This is a genomic window from Bacilliculturomica massiliensis (assembly GCF_900605495.1).
Classification (GTDB): domain Bacteria; phylum Bacillota; class Clostridia; order Peptostreptococcales; family Anaerovoracaceae; genus Bacilliculturomica; species Bacilliculturomica massiliensis.
The window spans coordinates 10,854-30,233 of sequence record NZ_LR027596.1 but is presented as its reverse complement, the minus strand read 5'-3'; the positions used below and the strand labels follow the sequence as shown (position 1 = coordinate 30,233).

Sequence of the window (19,380 nt, the reverse complement as noted above, 5' to 3'; positions counted from 1 at the left end):
CGTAGTTTAACCGGAAGCAGGGTATCTTATGAACGTGGAATAAAAGGAATGAATAAAAAAACCTCCGGCGTCGTCACAAGCGTGTGTGCTCCTGTGAAACAGCTGCGGAGGTCTTTTTGTTTTAGCTCAGGCCGCTGAAGCTGGGCGGCACGCTTTTGGCCGGGTCAAAACTCTGTCCGCCGGGGGAAGACAGGTCGAAATAGACCCGGGAATCTGCCGTGACTCCCCAATCCTGCTGAGAACCGCTGCTGTCCTGAATGCGGTTGAACGCCTCGCGGAACATGGTGTTGTGCGCTTCCTCACGGTTCAGGAGGAAGTCGATCATCTCTTTTACGCCCTTATCGTCGATCTGACGGTACAGGTTCTGGTAGACCACCTTGGCCCGCTGCTCCGCCGCGATGTCGGAGAGAAGATCGGCGGCCAGATCGCCGGTCTCGTTGATGTAGGCGGCGGTCCACAGATAACCGGAAGCGTTGGCCAGCATGGGAGTCAGCCCTGTGAGCACATGCGCTTCCACATTGCCGATGGTTGCGTTATTAGCGTCGGGCTCGTGACCGTTCAGCAGATTGACCGCCGTGGCCACCATCTCCATGTGGCAGAGCTCCTCGGAACAGATGTCCAGAAAGAGATCCTTGATCTCCGGATCCTTGATGCGCATGCTCTGCGCCAGATACTGCATAGCGGATTTCATCTCGCCCTGAGGTCCTCCCAGCTGTTCCTGAAGCAGCGCGGCGTAGTTGGGATTGGGACGGTCGACGCGGACGTCCTGCAGCAATTTTTTTTCGTGTTTAAACAAATTCATTACCTCCGTTTCTCGTACTTGTAAACGTACACAACAGACGAACGGCTAAAATACCTTCATCTGATTTTAAGGTGCGCAGCCGGACAAATTTTATTCCCGTATTTTGAGCCGCCGGCACAGAAGTAAAACAGGTGGTAAAACTTACAGGACTATGATAAAATGATATGGAAACCGCTGTATATTTTTACATGTGACTGCAATTCGCGGATCTGCCGGAGAGGAAAAGACAAGGCCGGCGGAGACGGGAAAACAGCGCCGGGCGGAATGCCGGCGGCAGCCGCGTGGATGTGTGCGGCGGAAGGGCACGCAATGAAAAGAAAGAGGAGAGCATGATGCAGATCAGTGAAAGTGAACTGAAGTATTTGAGGCTGCTGTCGGAGAGCTACGGCACCATAGGAGAGGCCAGCACAGAGATCATCAACCTGATGGCGATCCAGAATCTGCCCAAGGGCACGGAGCATTTTATCAGCGATATCCACGGCGAATACGAATCGTTTCTTCACATTTTGAAAAACGCTTCCGGAGTGATCAAGCTGAAGATCGACGAGACCTTTGCGGATTCGGCCACGCCGGAGGAGCGCAGGACCTTCGCCACGCTGATTTATTATCCCGAGGAAAAGCTGGAGCTGATCAAAAAAAGCGGGATCGATCTCCATGCTTTTTACCGAAAAACGCTGTACCGGCTCATCACGCTGCTGGGCATCGTGACGGTCAAATACACCCGGTCCTATGTGAGAAAGCAGATACCGAAAGAATACGCGTATATTATTGAAGAATTGCTGTACGGCGCCACAGAGGCCCAGGGCAAAGCGGATTATAAGGACAGCATCATCGAGAGCATCATCGAGATCAACGTGGCGGACGACTTCATCACAAAGATGGCGGAGCTGATCCGGCGGATCTCCGTATATAAGCTGCATATTCTGGGGGATATCTTCGACAGAGGCCCCGGAGGGGATATCGTGCTGGACGCTCTCATGAAGCACCACAGTGTGGATATCCAGTGGGGCAATCACGATATCCTGTGGATGGGCGCGGCGGCGGGAAACAGGGCCTGCATCGCCAATGTGATCCGCATCTGCACCCGGTACGACAACCTGCACACGCTGGAGGTGGGTTACGGGATCAGTATCAGGCCCCTGGTGATCTTCGCCATGGATACATATGGGGACGATCCCTGTCCCAATTTCAAACCGATCGTCAGCTCCAAGGACGCGCTCTACGCGTCGGACTTTAACAGTCTGGCCAAGGTGAGCAAGGCTATCGCCATCATTCAGTTCAAACTGGAAGGGCAGCTCATCGAAAAGCATCCCTACTACGAGATGGACGCTCTGCGGCTGCTTCACAAGGTAGATTACAAGAACGCCACCGTGGAGATCGACGGCAGGACCTACGAGCTGAACAACAAGTATTTTCCCACCATTGATCCGGATGATCCATACCGGCTGACAGAGGCGGAGGAAGCGGTGATGAACCGGCTTCGGGCGGCGTTTCTGGAAAGCGAGGTGCTGCAGAAGCACGTGCAGTTCCTTTTCGCAAAAGGCAGTATTTATAAGTGCAGCAATAACAACCTGATGTTCCACGGCTGCGTTCCCATGGAAGAGGACGGCAGCTTCACCATGGTGAAGACCAGCGGCGGAGAGGCCTCGGGCAAGGCGTGGTTCGACTACGCGGAGCGCATCGTTCGGCAGGGTTATTTCGGGGAGGAAGGTTCCAGACAGAAAGAGCGGGGCGTGGATTTCTTCTGGTATCTGTGGTGCGGCTACAAGTCCCCGCTTTTCGGGAAGAAAAAGATCACTACCTTCGAGCGCTGCTTCATCGAAGACGAGTCCACCTGGGTGGAAGAGAAGAATCCGTATTACAAGCTGTCGGAACAGGAAGAGATCGTGGACAAGATCGCGGAAGAGTTCGGGCTGCCCCGGGAGGATTCCCATATCATCAACGGCCACATGCCGGTGAGCAAGGGGAAAAATCCCGTGCGCGCCAACGGCAGGACCTTCGTCATCGACGGCGGATTTGCCAAAGCCTATCAGAAGAAGACGGGCGTGGCGGGCTATTCGCTGATCTACAATTCCTACGGGTTTATCCTCACGGCTCACGAACCTTTCGAGTCCGCGGAGATCGCTGTGCAGGAGGAACGGGATATCCTTTCCACCACGGTGGCCAAACAGAATATTACCACGCGGATCCTGAACAAGTCCACGGACACCGGCATGGAAATGCAGGATAAGATCGACAGCCTGAAAAAGCTGCTGGTGGCCTACCGCAGCGGCTTGATCAAGCAGAGAGCATAGACGGCCAAGCGGTCTGAGATCGGAGAGCAGGCTTACAGATACGTCTCCCCCTACCTGAAGGGGAGACGTATTTTTTTCAGGGGGGAGGGGTGGGACGGGACAGCGGCGGCGCGGCCGCCCCCACCCTGCGGCGCTGGGAGACGAAATTTGTCGCAAAGGGGACGGGGCGATAGGGTTTAAAAGCGGGGAGGCTGGGTAAATAATAGAACAGAAACCGGTGCGGCGGCATCTGCCAGGGAACGCGCCGGGAGGATCTACATAGAGAGAGGCTGTCGGCACAGACAGCAGGGCGGTGAGCGGCCGGCGGACGGACGCCATTTTCTGGACAGAGGCGCAGGCCGAAAAGGAGGAAAACATGGAATCAAAACAGTTGACAAAGGATCTGTACTGGATCGGAACACTGGACCCGGAGCTGAGGGTTTTCGATATTATTATGGAGACGAAATTCGGGACGAGCTACAACTCCTATCTGCTGAGAGGATCGGAAAAGACGGCGATCTTCGAGACGGCGAAGGCGAAGTGTTTCGAGTGTTATTACGACGCGCTGACGGCGCTGACAGACGTAGATAAGATCGAGTATATCATTATCAATCACACGGAGCCCGATCACTCCGGCTCCATCGAGATGCTTCTGGACATCAATCCGGGGATCAAGCTGGTAGGGACGGCGGCGGCCGTCAACTTTGCCAAGGAGATCTGCAACAGAGATTTCAACAGCATTATTGTGAAGGACGGAGACACGCTGTCTCTGGGCAATAAGACGCTGCGTTTCATCGCCGCGCCGAACCTGCACTGGCCGGACAGCATGTATACTTATATTGAGGAAGAGAAAGCGCTGGTGACCTGCGATTCCTTCGGCGCCCACTATGCGCTGGACGAGGTGACCAACGACAAGATCACCAACAGAGAAGATTATATGGAAGCGCTGCGCTATTACTTCGATATGATCATGGGACCGTTTAAGAAGGAAGTGCTGGCAGGCATAAAGAAGATCGAGGACATCGGTTATGAGATGATCTGCCCCGGCCACGGACCGGTTCTGGTGCAGAATCCGCAGGAGATCGTCGGGATCTACAAGAACTGGGCCACAGAGTTCAACCCGAATCCGAAAAAGACCGTGGTCATGCCCTACGTATCGGCCTACGGCTATACGGGAATGCTGGCGGAGGAGATCGAAAAGGGGATCCGCGCAGCAGGAGATATCGACGTACACAGCTATGATCTGGTGACCGCCGACGTGAACGAGGTCCTCTCCGATATGTACTGGGCGGACGGCCTGCTGTTCGGCACCCCCACCATCGTGGGAGAGGCTCTGAAGCCGGTGTGGGATCTGACGACGTCCATCTTTGCCAGGACCCACGGCAAAAAGCTGGCTTCCGCGTTCGGTTCTTACGGCTGGAGCGGGGAAGGCGTGCCCCACATCATGGAACGGCTGAAGCAGCTGAATATGAAAGTAGTGGGAGAGGGCCTGAAGGTCCGGTTCAAGCCAAACGAGGCGGAACTTGCAGGCGCCTACGAATTCGGTTTCAATTTCGGAGCCTCTGTTCTCGCCGGAAAGGTGGTGGAGGCCAAAAAACCGGGAGCTGTGAAAAAGTGGAGATGCCTGATCTGCGGCGAGGTGGTGGAAGGCGAGGAACCGCCTGCAGCCTGCCCTGTCTGCGGTGTAGGACCCGAGCAGTTTGTGGAAGTGACGGAGCCTGACGTGACCTTCCGATCCAAGAGTCAGGAAACCATCATCGTAGTAGGAAACGGAGCGGCGGGCACGGCCGCCGTGGAGGAGATCCGCAAGAGAAACAAGACCTGCAGAGTCGAGATGATCTCCAGAGAACCGGTGCCGGGCTACAACAGGCCTATGCTGACCAAGGGGCTGCTCTCCGAGCTGGATGAGCTGAACCTGTATATTAAGTCCCACAGCTGGTATCAGCTCTTTGACGTTAAACTGACGCTGGGGACAGAGGTGACGGCCGTGGATCCGGACAAAAAAACGCTGACCCTGTCCGACGGCACAGACAGAACGTACGACAAGCTGATCCTGGCCACAGGGGCCGAATCCTTCGTGCCTCCGATCAAGGGAGCTGACCTCCCCGGTGTGTTCACGATCCGCTCTCTGGAGGATGTGAAAAAAATACAGGCGTATATGGAACAGATCGGCGAGGCCGTGGTCATCGGCGGAGGCGTGCTGGGTCTGGAAGCTGCCTGGGAACTGTGCAAAGCCGGAAAGAGCGTGTCCGTGGTGGAAATGGGACCGGGACTCATGGGCAGACAGCTGGACGATAAAGGTTCTGAACTGCTGCGTCAGGCGGCGGAGAGAGCAGGGGCCTTCGTTTACACGGGAAAAGGGATCGAAGAGATCTGCGCCGACGGCAGCGGGGCCGCGGCCGGAGTGAAGCTGAACGACGGCACGCTGGTGCCGGGCGCTCTGGTGATTCTGTCCACCGGCGTAAAACAGAATATCGAGCTGGGCAAAGCCGCCGGCGCGCAGACGGGAAGATCTATCGTGGTCAATGAGAAGATGGAGACCGGCGTGAAAGATATTTACGCCTGCGGCGACTGCGCTGAATTTGAGGGCGCAAACTACGCCATCTGGGCTCAGGCCGTGGACATGGGCAAGGTGGCCGGCATCAATGCGGTGGGAGACGAAGCCGTCTACCGGCAGGTGATCCCCTCCAACGCCTTCAGCGGTTTCCGGCTGTCTCTGTTCGCGGTGGGCGACAATGGGAAAGACGCGCAGAAGAAATACAAGACCATGGAGATCACAGACGAGGCGAAGGGCACTTATGAGAAGCTGTACTTTGTGAACAATCGCTTCTGCGGCGGTATTCTGATGGGCGATGTGAACAGATCCGCCAGACTGCTGGAAGCCTACAAGAACAGCGATCCTCTGGAGAAGCTGCTGTAGGGGAAGGCTGAAAATCGATAAAAACTCTCTTTGGGTGAGAATCATGTATGAAATGATTCAAACCTGAAGAGAGTTTTTTGTTGACTACTTTTCTTCTGTCACTCAAAAATTTTGCCGCAAACAAATGGATAAAATTGGATGTTTTGCATTGGCGAAGTCCCTATGCAAGATTTGTTTTCACAGGTAAAATGACCATGGGACAAATTTGGTAATGAATGACGTACGTGAAAGAAAGGAAAGGAGGCGCGTGAGAAGAAAGGAACAGTGGTTGAATTTTAAGGTATGACGGCTGGGCGATATGAAAACGAAGATCAAGAGAGAGTCAAAATGACACATTTGTCACAGAAATATGTGTCTATAGAAAAGAAGTGTGACAAAGGCTGTGACGTTTTTTGTGGCTGATTGGTTGAAACCATAACCGTGTCAGAGAATTGTCTCAAAAAAAACATTGAAAATCAGCTTTTTTTGTAGATGAATGTGTGAAAAATTTATCTTGTGCTAAAAATGGCACGCATATTGCTTTATCCATTTAATGTCCCAATTAATTTCATGTACGCCTAAATGTCATGCCATTGCTGCCTATGTTAAAATGGTGACCGCACTGAGAGGAGAAAAATCGGCGATACGTGAAAGCCAAACCGTTAACTGATTACAACAAAGCATTGAAAAGAGAAGGAGAAAGAATATGAAGATGAATAGAAAGCTGAGAGTTTTAACATTCGTACTTTGCATGGCGCTGATGTTAGCTTTGGGGCTGACCGGCTGCGGTGACAGCGGCTCCGGCGGAGACGGCGGCGGTGGCGGCGCAAACGGAGACACATATACCTTCAAGATCGTCAACCTGGCGGCGGAACAGGATCCTCTCAATGTCAGCTATCGGCATCTGGAGGAGCAGTTGGAAGAAAAGAGCGACGGGCGGATTCAGGTGGAAATATACGCAAATAAAGCCATCAGCAATTCTGATGAAGAACAGGCGGAAATGATCAGAAGCGATATGGCGCAGATGACCACCTGTCCCTCGTACATTATGGCGGCCATGAATTCAGAATTGAAGCAGTTCTATATCTTTGACATCCCGTATTTATTCAGAACCGCGGAGGACATCTACGCCTACGGCGACAGCGAGATGGGCATGGCCATGCGCGAGGAGCTTCTGGCCAAGACAGGAAACATCAAGGCCTACGGCCCCTTTGGAATCGGCTGGGTGAAAATCATGTCCAACAAAGCAAATGTGGATGATCCGGCCACGGCGTTCAAGGGTCAGAAAATCAGAACCACTTCCTCTGAGTTCTACATGGGAGTTGCTTCTGCTCTGGGCGGCACGCCGACTCCGATCTCCTACGGCGAGGCTTATACAGCTCTTCAGCAGAAAACCGTGGATGGAATCATGACGGCTACCAGTCTGCTGCAGTCCGACCGGTTCTATGAAGTGCAGAGCTCCATGGCCTGCATCGACCCGTATCAGATCACCCATTATCCGATCATCAGCAATTCCTGGTATGAAAGCCTGCCCGACGACCTGAAGAGCGTCTTTGACGAATGTATGGAGGAGTACATCGGCTACGTGCGCGATCTGGAGGAACAGGCGGAGGCAGACGCGATCAAGTTCATCGAGGAGCAGAATGTGAATGTGGCACGTTACGACGAGGCGAAGATGCAGGTACTGATCGATCTCTGCAAGCCCATGTGGGATTCCAAAGCCGATCTGGTGGGCGGCAGAGCCGTCATCGATGAAGCCGCCGCGTTTTTGGAAGAGTTCAGGGCGCAGTAGCTGAGACGGATACATTTTGAGAAGCAAACAACAACCATACATAGCCGAGAGGCCATTATCCGGTGAGGATAATGGCCCTCGTGGCAGGATGGAGAGTAGATTATGAAACATTTTTTTAACAACCTGGAGCGAAATATCTGCGCCATATGCCTGCTGATCATGCTGGCGATATTGAGCGTACAGGTGTTTTCCCGCTTTTTCGGTGTTTCAAACTCCTGGTCTGAGGAATTGGCCCGGTATCTTTTTATCTGGCTGATCTTCGTCGGATCGGGGCTGGCGGCGGAAAAACACGCGCATATTACGATCGAAACCATGACTTACATCTGGCCGAAAAAGATCCGAAGGTACGTGGAGATACTCGGGTGTCTGGTATGGGTAGCCTTTGCCCTTGTGATCGTGTATTACAGCGCTCAATATACCAACATGCTGTATCATGCCAATCGGATATCGCTGAGCCTGTATGTCAATATGGCCTATCCCTACGCGGCGATACCGGTGGGATATGCGTTTCTGGCGGTCAGGATCGTACAGCGTGAGCTGATCCCCAGGCTGACGAATCGGACAAAGGAGCTGAGCCTGGAAGAAAAGGTGTTGGCCAGCGTCGAAGAAGGGGAGGCAGACGAATGAATGTTGGAGTCATGTTTTTAATATTTTTCTTTATTTCCCTTGCGCTGGGCATTCCAATCGCCTACGCCCTGGGAATCGGAACGGTGGCCGTCGTGTTTTTGACGAATATCGTTCCCATAGACCTGATTATACAGACCTTTTTTACCTCTGGCGATACCTTTCCGCTGCTGGCGGTGCCGTTTTTCATACTGGCCGGCGATATCATGCTGGAGGGCGGGATATCCAGCAGACTTGTGAATTTTGGCAGGACGATGCTGGGACATGTAAGCGGGTCTCTTGGATTGATCACTGTTTTTACCTGCCTGCTGTTCGCGGCTATTTCCGGCTCAGGTCCGGCCACAACCGCGGCTATCGGAGGAATCATGATTCCTGCGATGATAAAGGACGGATACGATGAGGGCTACGCCACGTCGCTGACCGCTGCGGCTGGTTCCCTGGGACCGGTTATTCCTCCCAGCATCACCTTCATTATCTATGGCATTATCGCATCTGTCTCCATCACGGATCTGTTCATAGCGGGGATTATCCCCGGGATCGTGATCGCCCTCATTTTGGCAGCCTTTGTCATTTATACGTCCAAGAAGCACCATTATGGTTCGACTAAAAAAGAAAAGGCCCCCGCCAGGGAACGGCTGAGAGCGTTCAACGAGGCGAAGTGGGCTATCCTGGTCCCGGTCATCATTCTGGGAGGTATCTATGGAGGCCTGGTGACCCCGACGGAGGCCGCGATCATCGCCTGCGACTACGGAATCATCATCGGCTGCTTTGTCTACAAGGAGCTCAATCTCAAGAACCTGCCCAAGATATTCTTTAAGAGCGCCCTCACCTCCGGCACAGTGCTGATCCTGGTGGGAGCGGCTACTGCCTTTGGAAAGGTGCTTACGCTGGCCAGGATCCCTCAGGCTGTTTCAGACTGGATACTGGGGATCTCAGACAATACCGTAGTGATCCTGATTATTATTAATTGTGTGCTGCTGCTGACCGGAATGTTCATGGAGACGCTGGCGGCCGTCATCATTCTGGCCCCGCTGATGCTGGCTATCGTACTTCCGCTGGGAGTATCGCCCATTCATTTTGGCGTTATGATGGTGTGCAATTTGGTCATCGGACAGTGTACGCCGCCGGTAGGAGTCAACATGTTTGTGGCGGCGGGCATCGGAGAGCTTCGGGTGGAGCGAATGTTTAAATGGCTGTTCAAGTTTATCATCGTGATGATTGTTGCGCTGATGGTCATCACCTTTATACCCGCGCTGTCCACGTTCCTGCCCGGCCTGATGGGAAAGTAAGGAGGAAACGGCTATGATTTTTACAGCTAAACGGGCCCTTGTCACAGGGGGCGCTCAGGGAATCGGACTGGCCATCGCGGAGAAGCTGGCCGCGGAAGGACTGCAAGTAATCATCACTGATGTTAACGGGCCGATGGCAGCGGAGCAGGCAGAGCACCTGAGCCGGAAGTTCAGAAGAAGCTGCGCGTCTGTCAAAATGGATGTTTCCGACAGGGAGGAAGTCGACGCCGCGGCGGCGTTCATCCGGGAATCCCACGGCCCCGTGGATGTTCTGGTCAACAACGCCGGAATCTGCTATCCGGCCAGGGCGCTGGACGAGATTACGGAGGAGGAATGGCTGAGGGTATTTCGCATTAACGTTTTAGGCATGGTGAACTGCGTGAACGCCTTTGTGGGACCTATGAAGGAAAAGCAGTTTGGAAAGATCGTCAACATGGCTTCCAGCTCAGGCTTTACGGGAGGAATTTCCGTTTCCGCCTCCTATGCCGTCAGCAAGGCCGGCGTCATGGCGCTGACCAAAAACATGGCCAAGCAGTTTGGCGCGTTTCAGATCAATGTCAACGCGCTGTCGCCTGGAATCATCGCCAGCGCTATGACGGCTGATCTCACCTACGATATGGACACGCTGGCGCTTCCCCGGTTTGGGGAAGTGGCGGACGTGGCGAATCTGGCGGCGTTTCTGGCCTCTGACGAAGCGTCCTATCTGACCGGTACGACAGTTGATATCAACGGCGGACTCTACATGAGATAAAAGGAGACAGCATGGTTAAATTTAAACTGGATGAACTTCCGGGAACCTTTATCGGAGAAGGCCAGACCCGGAGGGAGGTCAAGCTTTTCAGCTCGCCCAATTCAGACATCGCCACGGAGCATTTTGCCCTGGGCATGACGATCATTGAGCCGGGACAGGAGCACGAGGTACACGAGCACGAGCTGAACAGCGAGGTTCAGGTGATTTATGCGGGCGCGGGCGTCATGCGTACAAGGGATGGAGAAATACCCGTGGAAAAGGGCGATGTGATCGGTTTGGCCACGGAGGAGCCCCACGGTTTTGCAAATACGGGAGCCGAAGCCCTGAAAATTTTGTGGGTCTACTATCCGCCCGGACTGGCGGAGGAGAAGTTTCTGATTCGGAAGGGAGGCGGGGAGTCATGAGCAAAACGCTGCCCGAATATGGGCTTCATCACGTGGGTTACGTAGTGGAGGATCTGCAGGACGCTCTGGCCGTCATGAAGGCGAATTTGGGGGAAATCGAGTATCAGATATACGACTTTAAACCTACCAAGGCGTGGTGCTATGAGGAGCCTGTGACAGATTACGCGCTTAAGATCGCCATGATCAGCCTGAAGGAAAACGGCTCCTGTATTGAACTGATTCAGCCGGTGTCTGAAGGGCTGCACCGGGATCTGTTGGCTGACCGCGAGGGAATCAATCATATCTGCTTCGCGGTGACAGGCGACTATGATCAGTGGCGGCACCATTACTTCAAAGCCGGAGCTCAGTTTATCTTTGAATCTGAGACAGAGGACGATGTGGTGGGATATCGCAGGTGCTTTTATGTGAAGGACACGTCGAATAATATAGTGGAGATCAAAGAGACGCCGTATTTCAGATCGTGAGGAGAACCGATGAAAGCAGTAGTGAAATGGAAAGAGGGAGCAGGGAGCATATCCTTTGCGGAATGGCCCGCGCCTGTTCCGGGGCCGGGAGAGGTGCAGATCGATGTGGCTTACGCCGGCATCTGCGGAACGGATCTGAAGATCAGGAGCGGAGATTATTGGAGCAACCCGCCTGTGGTTCTGGGGCATGAATACAGCGGTTTTGTGTCAGACACGGGAGAGGGCGTCACAGATTTAAAACTGGGAGATCCCGTAGTGTCGGAGACCGCGCAGGTGGTCTGCGGAAAATGTGAGTATTGTCTGTCCGGAAACTTTCTGATGTGCGACGGCCGGCTGTCCATCGGCTATGGGACGGACGGCGCCTTTGGCGATTCCATCGCGGTGAGAAGAGCCATCGTACACCAGATACCGGAGGGGGTCTCCATGCGGGAAGCCGCCATGTGCGAGCCCGCCGCAGTGGCCCTGCACGCGGTGTTCGATTACGCGCAGGTTCTGCCCACAGACACTGTGCTGGTTTTCGGTCCGGGGACCATCGGGCAGCTGGTGGCTCAGGCTGCCAGGAGCCTGGGCGCCTCTGTAGTGCTGTGCGGGACAGAGGCGGACGCGTTCCGGCTGGAGATCGCGGAACGGCTGGGATTTACGGTTACGGCAGCCGGAGCAGAGGAGCTTCAGAGCTTTGTGGACCAGCTTACGGGAGGAAAGGGCGCGGACTGGGCCTTCGAATGCTCCGGGGCGGCGCCCGCCGTCTCCCTGGCCCTGCGCTGCCTGAAGAAACAGGGTGTGCTGGTTCAGGTAGGGTTGACAAAGCCGAATATTCCACTGGACTACGGCCTGGTGGCTATGAGAGAGCTGACCATCCGGGGAGCCTTCGGCCATCGAAATGTCAACTGGAATCAGGCGCTGCAGATGATGGCGGCGAAGCAGATCGACGTAGATCCGCTGATTACGGACGAGTTTTCATTCGAGGAATGGGAGGAGGCCTTCGACAAGGCGGAGAAACTGCACTCGATTAAGGTATTGCTTCATCCTTAGAGTAAAGAAAGGAGTAAGGTATGGCGACACTGGCGGAGAAAAAGCTGGTTATGAGAATTAAGGACGGGACCGACTTCAGAGGTGTGGGGGGACTTTGTAAGCGTATCGTCCATCCCAGCATCAACGGATCGAAGCACGTGGGGGTCACGGTGGCTTTCGTGATGCCAGGGGACGAGCTGCCCTTCCACAGCCACGACAACGAAGAAGCGTATTTCGTCTTACAGGGAACAGGCCTGATGAGACTTGGCAGCTACGATGAGGATATTCAGCTTGAACCGTGGCTTTCAGTATTCATGCCGGGAGGGGAGCCGCATTATACAAAGAACACGGGGAATGAACCACTGGTTCTGCTTTGCTCTCTTGCGCCTCCTCCGGTAGCGATGGATAAATAACAGACAGCTTCTCCTCAATTGAAAAATCCGCCTGGATATTCTCGTCCGGGCGGATTTTTCTATGCGTACGGTAGACGTATATTCAGCGATGTCTGTATGCTTTGCTGTCAATGTTGTATTTGTCCAGCTTTCTGTAAAAGGTCCGGCGGTTCATTCCGAGGAGACTGGCCGTTTCGCTCACGTTGCCGCCGCACTGGATCAGGCCGTCGATAATGATCTGCTTGTTCTGTTCTTCAATACTGAGCGTGGCATCGTGGCGGTGGGGAGCGGATGCTGTCTCGCCTGCGGGAGGGACGGACCACGAGCCATCCCATGAGGCCGACGGGTTGGAAGCAGCCGCCCGATTGGAAGCGTCCAACGGCTTCGCAGTGTCCAATGGGGCGGGGGGGATAGAAGCGGCCGATGGAACAGGAGATCCGTTGGCTTGGACTTCTGCGGCGGGCAACTCCGCCTGTGTAATGTAATTCGGCAGGTGCTTCAGCTCGATCAGATTGGAATCGGATACGTTTACAGCCCGCTCAACGGCGTTTTCCAGCTCGCGGATATTGCCCGGCCAGGAATAGGACAGGAGCACGGGATAAACATCCGGACTGATCGTAATATTGCGGTGCTTGGATTTATTGTACTCCCGAACGAAATAGTCTGCCAGCAGGAAGATGTCGCGCCCCCGCTCAGCCAGGGAAGGCACATTGATCGTCAGCACGTTCAGACGGTAATACAGGTCGCTCCGGAAGGTCTTTTCGTGAATCGAGGTCACTAGATCGCAGTTAGTGGCTGCGATGATGCGCACGTTGATTTGCTTGGGATATTTGCCCCCGATGCGGACGATCTCACGGGTCTGCAAGACGCGGAGCAGGGAGCTTTGCACATCCATGGGCATGTCGCCGATCTCGTCGAGAAAGATCGTACCTCCCTCCGCCAGTTCAAATTTGCCGGGGCTTCCCTCGCGGTTGGCGCCGGTAAAGGCGCCCCGCTCGTATCCAAACAGCTCGCTTTCTACCAGACTGCGCGGCAGGGCGGCACAGTTGATGGCGACGAAGGGGCCGGAGGCATAGGAGCTTTCGTTGTGAATCGCCTGTGCGATCAGTTCCTTTCCGGTGCCGCTGTCGCCTAAAATCAACACGTTGGAGTCGCTGTGAGCGGCCCTGCGGCTGGTTTCGATCAGAGACTGAGCCGCGGCGCTTTCACCGATGATGGAATCAAAGGTGTATTTTGCTTTGTAACCGCTGATGTTGTTGATCAGGCGGTTGATGAGCTTGGGTTCGTTGAAGCGGAGCACCGTTCCCTGGCGGATGCCCCTGGCATCCCGCACGTAGTTGACGCTCACATTAAATTTTTCAGCCGGCCGCCCTGAGCCGGCCAGCGTGACGTTGACTTCCTTATTGTACAGCTCCTGTTCCAGGATTGCATATTTTCCTTCAGTCTTTATATTGCCGTCAAGGCAGAGCAGATCGAAAAAGTTTCTGCCGATTACGTTTTCGTATTTCAGGTGCAGCATGTCCAGCGCCGGGTTGCTCACCTGAATGATACGGTGGGTATTGCTCAGGAGAAAAAGACCGGAGGAAAGACTTTGGATGATCGTGTTTCGCTGTGCGCTGATCAACTCGATGGATTCATAGGCCCGTCTGATTTTCAGCTCTTTTGAGATGCCGTCAGCCGCGCTGGTGACCATGCCCATGGTGTGCGGATGTATGTTTTCATAGCGCAGAGTGATATTGAGACAGCCCAGGATATTTCCATCCGCGTCGAAAATAGGGGCGCAGGAACAGGAGTAGACTTTGTGTGTCTTCAGATAGTGCTCCCGGCCGCAGATCAGCATAGGCGCTTTCATGGTGAGACAGGTTCCAATAGCGTTTGTGCCGGCAATATCCTCCCGGCGGTTTGCGCCTGTGACGAGCATAGTTTCTTTGCCCCGCTGAATGATATCCGGATCTCCGATGGTATCGAGGATATAACCGTCTTTGTCACAGAGCATGATAAAGGACCCGGTGCTCGCCACGATTGAATAGATCATCTCCATGTAGGGGTGTGTGATCTCGATCAGAAATAAATTGGAATTGATGCGGATATTCAGTTCGTCTGCCCCCAGCACGTGCCGTGCCGGATTTGCGGAGCTGTCGGGATTCATAGGGTCTACGCCGTAAGACTTGGAGCGCTTCCAGGAGGCAAGAATCTCCGGGCGCACACAGGAAAAGTCATAGTCTTCACCGTTAATAAATTTTTCCCAGGCGATCGACAGCGCCTGTTGATAGACATCATCTACTGGATTTTTCATAGCAGACCTCATTTCAAGACTCACTGGGTGCTGCTTCCGGCGCACGGCCGGCTTGTCAGGTCCGGAGTGAGACAGGCAGCATCGGTGCAAAAATTTCACTGGATTAGTTTTATTATAAACAATGTCACAGATTTGTAAAGCAAAATGTCGCACATGTCGCAGATAATGTGCTAAAAAGACACTTAAGTGTGACATTTAAAAAAAAGAAATAACATTTAAATTATAAAAAGTCGCTGAAGCCACAGGAGAAAGAAGTGGAAATTAAAAAATGTGACAAAAAGTCGTTGGAATTTAAGCGGTTTGCGGGTGTGACACAAAAAACAGAAGAGATCAGAATGAAAATGTGCAAATTGGCACAAAAGTTGCTTTGCTAATATGTGACATAACTCGGGCAGCATTGGAGCACCTATTATTCTTACATATCTATAGGAGGTCAAGGATGAAAGTAAAGAATTACGGCAAGGAGCAGCTCATCGGTTTTTACGAAACCATGTATAAGATGAGAAGATTTGAGGAAGAGGTTTTCGAATTTTATAAAAAAGGCATGATGGCTGGGCTGGCGCATCTGTACATGGGTGAGGAAGCGGTGGCCACGGGAGTCTGTGCGGCGCTGGCAGAGCACGATTATATCGGAAGCACCCACCGGGGTCACGGGCACCTGGTAGCCAGAGGAGCAGACATTGACCGCATGATGGCAGAGATTCTCGGAAAGAAGACGGGGTATTCCAACGGAAAAGGCGGATCTATGCACATCATGGCCATGGATAGGGGTATTTTAGGCGCCAACGGCATCGTCGGCGGAGAAATTCCCATCGCCACAGGCGCGGCGTATAAATCCTTATATAAAAAGAGCGGCGAGGTGGCGGTATCCTTTATGGGAGACTCTGCCACCAACGAGGGGACCTTCCACGAGAGCCTGAACATGGCGGCCGCGTGGAAACTGCCCTGCGTGTATGTAATTGAAAATAATCTCTATGGTATCTCCGTGGATATCCGCGACGTAACGAACACGCCGGATCTGGCTGTGCGTGCGAAGGCATACGATATTCCCGGAATCGTGGTGGACGGCATGGATGTGACTGCGGTTTATGAAGCGGCCCAAAAGGCGGTAGAACGGGCAAGAAACGGCGAAGGCCCCACACTGATCGAGTGCAAAACCTATCGCTGGCAGGGACACCACGTGGGGGATCCCGCCACATACCGCAAAAGAAAGAGCGAGACGGAGAAGGAAGACTGGATGGAGCGCTGTCCGGTGGCAAACCTGAAAAAGGCGATCATTGACGCGAAGAAAGCGACGGAAGAAGAACTTCTTGCTGTTGAAGAAAAGGTGGAGCAGGAGATTCAGGCCGCTGTAAAGTTTGCGGCAGAAAGTGAATATCCAGATGCGGCGGAAGCATACACAGACGTATTTGCATAGCGGTCAGCTCAAAAATCAGCGGGCGCCGGGCCGGGATGCCGACGCGCAGATACGGCCGGCAGGGCTGCAGCAGACGTCCGCCGGCCATGACGGGTTGAAATAAACAATAAAGAGAGGTAGGAAAATGAAAGAGATAACATATGCACAGGCTGTTTGCGAAGCGCTGGACGAGGAGATGGCGCGGGATGAAAACATCGTTTTACTGGGTGAGGACGTGGGCTTCATCGGAGGAAACTTCAAGACATCCGTAGGACTTTTGGAAAAGTACGGTGATCTGCGGGTTAAAGATACGCCGATCTCAGAAGCCGGGTTCGTGGGTATGGGTGTAGGCATGGCGCTGACCGGTCTGCGGCCGGTGATTGAGCTGATGTTCTCCGACTTCCTTTTGGTGGCGGCAGATCAGGTGATCAATCAGGCGGCCAAAATTCGTTACATGTCGGGCGGGCAGGCGACTGTTCCCATGACGATACGCTGTCCTATCGGCGCGGGAAGATCTTCCGCTGCCCAGCATTCCCAGTCCATGCAGGCTATGGTGGCGCAGTTTCCGGGAATCAAGATCGCGGTTCCCTCCACGGCGCAGGAAGTAAAAGGTCTGCTGAAAACTGCCATACGCGACAATGACCCTGTCATTTTCTTTGAGCACAAGATGGAATACAACAAGAAATTTTCCATAGACGACGATGTGGAGCCTATTCCTTTCGGAAAGGCCAGAATCGCCAGAGAAGGAAAGGATATTACCATTGTGGCTACGTCCTCTATGGTCATGAAATCGGAGAAGGCGGCGGAGCGTTTGGCAAAAGAGGGGATCGATTGTGAAGTGATCGATCTGCGCACCATTGTTCCCTTTGACCGCCAGACTGTCATTGAATCGGTGAAGAAGACAGGAAAGCTGGTCGTGGCGGATGAAGCATACGAGAGATGCGGCATCGGAGCGGAGATCGCCGCCGATATCGCGGAGGATATTTTCTATTATCTGGACGCGCCCTGCGGAAGAGTGGCCAATCCCAATGTGCCGCTGCCCTTCAGCCCGGCTCTTGAATTTCCGTTGATTCCATCGGAGGAAAAGGTCTATGAGAAGGTAAAGACCTATTTTAAGTAGAGGGGGGCAGGAATATGGCTGAAATCATCGTAATGCCCAAGCTCGGCTTCAATATGAGCGAGGGAAAGCTGGTGAACTGGTATAAAAAAGAGGGGGAATCGGTTCGGAAAGGCGAGAACCTGTTCTCTGTGGAAACGGATAAAACAAATATGGATATTGAGGCCACGGGGGACGGCGTGGTTCGCAGCCTGCTGATTAAGGAAGGCGATTCCATTGCCGTAACGTTGCCCATTGCCATTGTCGGCGATAGTACGGAGGATATTTCTGCGGTTCTGGCGGAAGCGCTGGCGCTGCTGGGAAAGGACTCGAAAGTCTGTGACTGCGAGGCAACCGGCCAGACTGAAAGTACGGCGGATGCACTGATGACCGCTGTTAAGTCGGATGGCGGCCGGGCAAAGATTTCACCCAGGGCGCGGAGAAAAGCCGGCGAATTGGGAATCTCTTCCGACGATCTTTGCCGTTTTGTGACGGGAACCGGATTTGATGGCGGAATCTGCGAGAAGGACGTGCTTGCCTACGCGGCGTCCCTGCCCGCAGACACAAGACAGAAAATTGGAGCCGCAGCTGCGGCGACGCCAGTGGCCAGAAATATGGCCGCCGCTGAAAATCTGGATCTGGACGGCATTGCAGGAACCGGCGCAAACGGAAAAGTAACAAAACAGGATATTCAGGCAGCTATGGCCGGAGCTGCGGCCGGCGGCGCGGCACGAACCTGCCAGCAGGCGGAGATGAATGCAGGGGTGAAGCTGTCGCAGGACGGCAAGGAGATTCTGGAGGAAGTGCCTTACGCCGGAGTGAGAAAGATTATCGGCGACAGGCTGGCCCAGAGCAAGTTTACGGCGCCTCATCTGTATTTCACGCAGAAGGTGGATCTGACAAATCTGCTGGAGTTGCGCAGGGAGGTGAACGCGGTACAGGAACAGAAGACGTCGGTGACGGATTTTATTGCAAAAGCGGCGGTAAAAGCGCTGCAGAAGTATCCGGAAATGAACGCTTCGCTGTTGGGCGACACGATTGTCAAGTACAAGACAGTCAACGTAGGAATCGCTGTGGCGGCGCCCGGCGGGCTCATCGTGCCGGTGGTGAAGAACGCGGAAGCAAAGACCGTCACAGAAATCGCGGCTGTCAGCAGCGCGCTGTTTGAGAAAGCCAGGGCAGGCAAGCTGACGCCGGATGAATACACGGGCGGCACATTCACGATCTCGAATCTTGGCATGTTTGGAATCGAAAATTTCACGGCTATTATCAATCCGCCGGAGATGGGTATTCTGGCTGTGAGCAGCACAAAGGACGAACCGGCTGTCATTGTGAAGGCGGATGGGACGAAGGAAATCGCCATCCGTCCGATGATGAACATCCAGCTGACCACTGATCACAGGGTGATCGACGGCCTTCTGGCGGCACAGTTTGTAACTGAAATCAAAGATCTGCTGGAGCGCCCCGTGGCGTTGATGGTATAGGGAACAAGGAGTATAGTATGGCAGAAGTAATCATAATGCCGAAACTCGGTTTTAATATGAGCGAGGGGAAGCTGGTCGAATGGTACAAAAAAGAAGGGGACAGTGTAAAAAAGGGCGAGTCTCTTTTTTCTGTTGAGACAGACAAGACAAATATGGATATCGAGGCCACGGGAGACGGCGTGGTGCGCAAGCTGTTCATCGAGGCGGGAGATACACTGCCGGTGACTATGCCCATAGCCGTTGTGGCGGCTGGAGAAGCCTTTTCTTTTACACCTCTTGATTTGTATAAGAGACAGGGATTAATCCCTTTATAAAAAAAGCGGCGAGGGGGTGGTATCCTTTATTGGGGACTCCGCCAACAACTAGGGGAGCTTCCACGCGAGCCTGAACATGGCGGAGGCGCGGTG

At 53.7% G+C, this 19,380-nt stretch carries 16 protein-coding genes; 14 read left to right on the top strand and 2 right to left on the bottom strand.

From position 1 onward, the window contains the following. Positions 1-121 precede the first annotated feature (121 nt). A complete protein-coding gene (locus E0E37_RS01330) occupies positions 122-796 on the bottom strand; it encodes a manganese catalase family protein (RefSeq protein WP_130861178.1) in 675 nt (224 codons plus the stop codon). A 335-nt stretch (positions 797-1,131) separates the two neighbouring features. Between E0E37_RS01330 and E0E37_RS01325 the strand changes: the two genes are divergently transcribed. The 10 genes from E0E37_RS01325 to E0E37_RS01280 all read left to right on the top strand — a co-directional run bounded on the left by E0E37_RS01325 (position 1,132) and on the right by E0E37_RS01280 (position 12,722). Continuing rightward, positions 1,132-3,096, top strand: coding sequence for a fructose-1,6-bisphosphatase (locus E0E37_RS01325; protein WP_130861177.1), 1,965 nt, complete (start codon positions 1,132-1,134; stop codon positions 3,094-3,096). Positions 3,097-3,451: 355 nt separating this feature from the next. Then, positions 3,452-5,995 (top strand): FAD-dependent oxidoreductase, encoded by a 2,544-nt coding sequence (locus tag E0E37_RS01320; protein ID WP_130861176.1) that lies wholly within the window; start codon positions 3,452-3,454, stop codon positions 5,993-5,995. Positions 5,996-6,680: 685 nt separating this feature from the next. Continuing rightward, complete coding sequence (locus E0E37_RS01315) at positions 6,681-7,766, top strand: TRAP transporter substrate-binding protein (protein ID WP_130861175.1); 1,086 nt, start codon at positions 6,681-6,683, stop codon at positions 7,764-7,766. A gap of 102 nt (positions 7,767-7,868) precedes the next feature. After that, a complete protein-coding gene (locus E0E37_RS01310; protein ID WP_130861174.1) occupies positions 7,869-8,393 on the top strand; it encodes a TRAP transporter small permease in 525 nt (174 codons plus the stop codon). Continuing rightward, positions 8,390-9,679: a TRAP transporter large permease gene (locus E0E37_RS01305; RefSeq protein WP_130861173.1), complete on the top strand. Its 1,290-nt coding sequence runs from the start codon at positions 8,390-8,392 to the stop codon at positions 9,677-9,679. The genes E0E37_RS01310 and E0E37_RS01305 overlap by 4 nt, the downstream gene beginning before the upstream one ends. Positions 9,680-9,692: 13 nt before the next feature. Further along, complete coding sequence (locus E0E37_RS01300; RefSeq protein ID WP_130861172.1) at positions 9,693-10,430, top strand: SDR family NAD(P)-dependent oxidoreductase; 738 nt, start codon at positions 9,693-9,695, stop codon at positions 10,428-10,430. Between the two features lie 11 nt (positions 10,431-10,441). Beyond that, positions 10,442-10,834 (top strand): cupin domain-containing protein, encoded by a 393-nt coding sequence (locus E0E37_RS01295; protein ID WP_130861171.1) that lies wholly within the window; start codon positions 10,442-10,444, stop codon positions 10,832-10,834. After that, entirely contained in the window at positions 10,831-11,298 is a 468-nt protein-coding gene (locus E0E37_RS01290; protein ID WP_130861170.1) for a VOC family protein, read from the top strand. The genes E0E37_RS01295 and E0E37_RS01290 overlap by 4 nt, the downstream gene beginning before the upstream one ends. 9 nt (positions 11,299-11,307) lie before the next feature. After that, positions 11,308-12,330, top strand: coding sequence for a zinc-dependent alcohol dehydrogenase (locus E0E37_RS01285; RefSeq protein WP_130861169.1), 1,023 nt, complete (start codon positions 11,308-11,310; stop codon positions 12,328-12,330). Positions 12,331-12,350: 20 nt separating this feature from the next. Then, positions 12,351-12,722 carry a cupin domain-containing protein gene (locus E0E37_RS01280; protein WP_130861168.1) on the top strand — a complete coding sequence of 124 codons (372 nt, stop codon included), beginning with the start codon at positions 12,351-12,353 and terminating at the stop codon, positions 12,720-12,722. Between the two features lie 82 nt (positions 12,723-12,804). On the opposite strand, the gene E0E37_RS01275 is transcribed toward E0E37_RS01280, so the two are convergent. Then, positions 12,805-14,997 (bottom strand): sigma-54-dependent Fis family transcriptional regulator, encoded by a 2,193-nt coding sequence (locus E0E37_RS01275; protein ID WP_165445147.1) that lies wholly within the window; start codon positions 14,995-14,997, stop codon positions 12,805-12,807. 439 nt (positions 14,998-15,436) lie between these two features. On the opposite strand from E0E37_RS01275, the gene E0E37_RS01270 reads away from it, so the two are divergent. The 4 genes from E0E37_RS01270 to E0E37_RS01255 all read left to right on the top strand — a co-directional run bounded on the left by E0E37_RS01270 (position 15,437) and on the right by E0E37_RS01255 (position 19,287). After that, on the top strand, positions 15,437-16,414 hold the full coding sequence (locus E0E37_RS01270) for a thiamine pyrophosphate-dependent dehydrogenase E1 component subunit alpha (RefSeq protein WP_130861166.1): 978 nt from the start codon (positions 15,437-15,439) through the stop codon (positions 16,412-16,414). Positions 16,415-16,538: 124 nt separating this feature from the next. Further along, positions 16,539-17,513: an alpha-ketoacid dehydrogenase subunit beta gene (locus E0E37_RS01265; protein WP_130861165.1), complete on the top strand. Its 975-nt coding sequence runs from the start codon at positions 16,539-16,541 to the stop codon at positions 17,511-17,513. Between the two features lie 14 nt (positions 17,514-17,527). Further along, positions 17,528-18,973 carry a 2-oxo acid dehydrogenase subunit E2 gene (locus E0E37_RS01260; protein ID WP_130861164.1) on the top strand — a complete coding sequence of 482 codons (1,446 nt, stop codon included), beginning with the start codon at positions 17,528-17,530 and terminating at the stop codon, positions 18,971-18,973. Positions 18,974-18,990: 17 nt separating this feature from the next. Further along, positions 18,991-19,287, top strand: coding sequence for a biotin/lipoyl-containing protein (locus E0E37_RS01255; protein WP_130861163.1), 297 nt, complete (start codon positions 18,991-18,993; stop codon positions 19,285-19,287). The last annotated feature ends 93 nt before the right edge of the window (positions 19,288-19,380 follow it).